Annotated in this window: 4 protein-coding genes; all 4 read left to right on the forward strand. The window is 52.7% G+C overall.

Annotated elements, in window-relative coordinates; genetic code table 11:
• Positions 1 to 1055: hypothetical protein (locus AB1500_13040; protein ID MEW6184072.1), on the forward strand; the 1055-nt coding region annotated here is incomplete at its 5' end.
• 236 nt (positions 1056 to 1291) lie between these two features.
• Complete coding sequence (locus AB1500_13045) at positions 1292 to 2290, forward strand: cytochrome c biogenesis protein ResB (protein MEW6184073.1); 999 nt, start codon at positions 1292 to 1294, stop codon at positions 2288 to 2290.
• A gap of 15 nt (positions 2291 to 2305) precedes the next feature.
• On the forward strand, positions 2306 to 3127 hold the full coding sequence (gene ccsB / locus AB1500_13050; protein MEW6184074.1) for a c-type cytochrome biogenesis protein CcsB: 822 nt from the start codon (positions 2306 to 2308) through the stop codon (positions 3125 to 3127).
• Positions 3128 to 3402: 275 nt separating this feature from the next.
• Positions 3403 to 3631, forward strand: a 229-nt coding sequence (locus tag AB1500_13055) for a hypothetical protein (protein ID MEW6184075.1), incomplete at its 3' end; no start/stop codon positions are given.

A 3631-nucleotide genomic window follows, 5' to 3' on the forward strand; every position in this document is an offset into this window, starting at 1 on the left:
GGAGCGGCGGCTTCACCGGCGCGGCCGACGTGAACACAGACCTTGTCCGTACATACCGGCACCCCACCCTGTACACCTCCGGCAAGCACAGCGACACCGAGAGCTACGACAACATGCCCCTGGCAAATCGGCACGCTGAGTGCTTCGATTGCCACGACCCGCACCGGTGCGACAACACCACCGCTGTGGCGCCGGCGGTATATGGTTCGCTCAAGGGAGTGTCCGGTATAAGTATAAACTATAATACCGCTTCCTTCGACTCATGGCCTGGAGACGCCACCTTCACCGCCAAGCTCGGTATCGACTACCAGTACGAGCTTTGTTTCAAGTGCCACTCATACTACAGTTACCGCAACAACCCCCCGGACTGGCCCAGCCGATCCGGTACAGGATACAAGGAGACCGACCAGGCGAAAGAGTTCAGTCCCAACAATCCTTCCTACCATGCGGTGGTTGGAGACAGCAAGATGACGCAGACGTTTGAATACCCGGCGGGTTCCGGCACTTACTATCACTATGGGAAATTCACGGGCGCCGACAGAAACGGCAACCCCTGGAGCTGGAACAGCAAGCTTTATTGCACCGACTGTCACGGAGGGTATGGTTCCAGCGTATCAGGACCGCATGGTTCCGGAGAAACAAACGGGCAGAAATCCATTCTACTTGGGCCTTATTACCGATCCGCTACCGACAAGTATTGGGGCACCGGAGGGTCAACCAACAATACCGCGGACAGTCTTTGCTACCGGTGCCACGACAAGGCTTTCTATGACGGGACCGCGGAAGGCGACGGTACCGTAACAGTACGCTCAAAGTTTAGTAACCCGGCGGTGTGCTACAATCTCCACAAGTATGGCGGCGGGCACGAAAAGCTTGCCTGTGCCTCCTGCCATAGTTCCATCCCCCACGGTATCCATCAAAGGGGCCTTCTGGTAACAACGGCGGATGACGTACGCTACAGTGTCGCCGGCCGGATAATAAGCTTCCGCAGCATCCCCGCACCGGGCAACTGGTCAGGGTCCTGCAATAATTGTGATACCATAAGTTTACACTAGCGCCACCAATTGAAATACACATTGAAATGGTCTTATTCCTGCTTCGACGACCATTCCTGTTGTTCTTATCCTGTGTCCTATTGACAGTATCCTTCCATCACCCGGAACTTAACACGAATAAACCTCCATGTTATATAGGGAGAATTGAGCGATACAGCGAGGTGGCCGTAATCCTCAATAAAAGCTGTGCTTTTTTCAAAAACCACTTCACCTCAACCAAGGCCGTCCTGGGGGTTTTGGCCTTTTTATCAATCGCTTCCGCCGTCGGCACCCTGGTCCCTCAGGATTTGCCACCCGCTTTCTATATCGATCAGTACGGCCAAGCCCTCGGCCAACTGGCAGTCAATATAGGTATTACAAACATTTACCACTCCTGGTGGTTTACCGCAGCGGAAGTCTGGCTGGCGATCAGCCTTTCCATCTGTACCTTTTACCGGGCAAAAACCGCATTAAACCTTTCTCCGCGCGACTTCAAGCGGGGTCTCGGCGCCTGGGGACTTACTATTTTACATGTAAGCCTGATTCTCATTCTTACCGCCCTGGTACTTACCCCGCGCGTATCGACAGAGGAAACGGTGAACGCCGTCCCGGGCGAGTCGGTCGCATTAACGGATGAGGGATTCCCTTTCGACCTTCAGATTGAAGATTTCTTAATCGACCGTTACCCCAACGGCACGCCGAAACAGTTCATAACCCGCTGCGCCGTTCTGGAAGACGATAAGGTGGTACAGGACTGCGATATATCCGTAAACCACCCCCTTGCCTACCGCGGCACGAAGGTTTACCAGTTAGACTGCGGCTGGGTTTTAATCGGTCGTCTTGGAGGTCAGCGGTACAAAATCGCTTCGGGGCAGAAGGTTTCCCTTGGCGCGGGGTACGAACTTGGATTGTGGTTTTACCCCGATTATATTTATAACAAGGAAGGCTCCTCCACACGCTCCCAACAACCCTTGAATCCGCGAATGATTTACGTTTTTTACCGACAGGGTCAGCCTTTTGCAAGAGGAATCCTCTCTCCCGGGCAAACCGGCGCTGCCACCTTCGGAGAAATCCAGTTTGAGCGTTATTCGCGTTACACAACCCTCGGGGTTAAAAGAAATCCGCTCCTTGTTTACACCCTGGGCGCTTTTGTCCTTGCCGCCGTCGGCGTGCTTGCGCACCTTATCTGGAACCCGCGAAGGCACCCGGAAGGTCCGGAGTGGATAAAGGAAAAAACACCTGATACGCCATATTAGAAAAGGGGTATTATCTTGCAGTCTCTTGAAAATGACTTTTTCATCGTCGCCTTGATCGGTTATTTCCTTGCCATGGTGATTTTTGTATCATATGCCCGGTCTCAAAGCGCGCGCACGGCTAAACTCGGATTAGCTTTTGCGGGCGGCGGCGCCGTTGCGGAACTGCTTGGACTAACCGTCCGAAGCTTACAGTCGGGCCACTGGCCTTTCGCCAATACCTACGAATTCACGCTGTTGATGGGTCTTGGCATCGCCGCCGCAACGCTTATAGCCGGTACCCGCTTCCATATGCCCGGTATAGGTATCTTCGCCGCACCGTTAATCGTAAGTCTGACGGCCTGCGCCTTTTATATAAGAAAGGCTGCTGAACCCCTGACGCCCGCGCTCCAGAGCTACTGGCTCCAGTTCCACGTAATAACCGCCACCCTGGCTTACGGCGCATTCGGCCTGGCGTTCGCCATGGCTGTGATGTACCTTGTGAAAGACCGGCCCGGGAACCGGGTGCAGGGGCTGCAATGCCTTATTCCGGAGCCCGGCCGTCTCGACCGTTTGATGTACGGAACCATCGTCTTCGGTTTCGCATTTCAAACGCTGGTGCTCATCACCGGGGCGGTGTGGGCGGAGGAGGCCTGGGGCGCCTGGTGGCGGTGGGACCCCAAGGAAACCTGGGCGCTGATAACCTGGCTGGTTTACGCCTTGTACCTCCACGGACGGTCTCGGGGTTCCTGGCGCGGCAGGCGTGCCGCCTGGCTTTCAATACTGGGATTTGCCGCCGTACTATTCACCTTCTTCGGCGTTACTTACCTGTTGTCCGGCCCTCACACTAAATATAAATAAAATTTATTAAAATTAGACTTTATTTAAAGAGTATACGAAAAAGGTTTTATTATAAAAAACAGTCTCACACTATTTATTAATAAACTTTCTTCCCGCTGCAATATTTCTGCTTTTTATTAAATTTGGTCCGATTCTTCATATGCCTTCTACATTGTAAGCAATTAATGTCTAATGCCGTTTCCATAAAACCCAGATAACTGATAACTTGCCCAGGGTTTTTCTTTTTTAGCAGGAAGTCGGACTACGTTGTTGTATTTATTTATAAAGAACGCAGGATGGCATTAATTATTTTTAAGCTGTTTAATTACATGGATGACGGCGGCACCTGGTGCGGTTCCGGGCTCTGGATACCTGTCGAAATAGAGCAGGAACTGCTCGTCCGCAGCACGTCTGAAGAATTGATAAATAAACAATACATACTGGTAACCCGGGTCGAAGGCGCCCACCTTGATCCTCCGCCCGGCGTGGCGCAGGTCAACCTGCCGCTTACGGCCGAAGTTAATG

It is taken from the genome of Bacillota bacterium, from assembly GCA_040755295.1.
GTDB lineage: Bacteria > Bacillota > Desulfotomaculia > Desulfotomaculales > Ammonificaceae > SURF-55.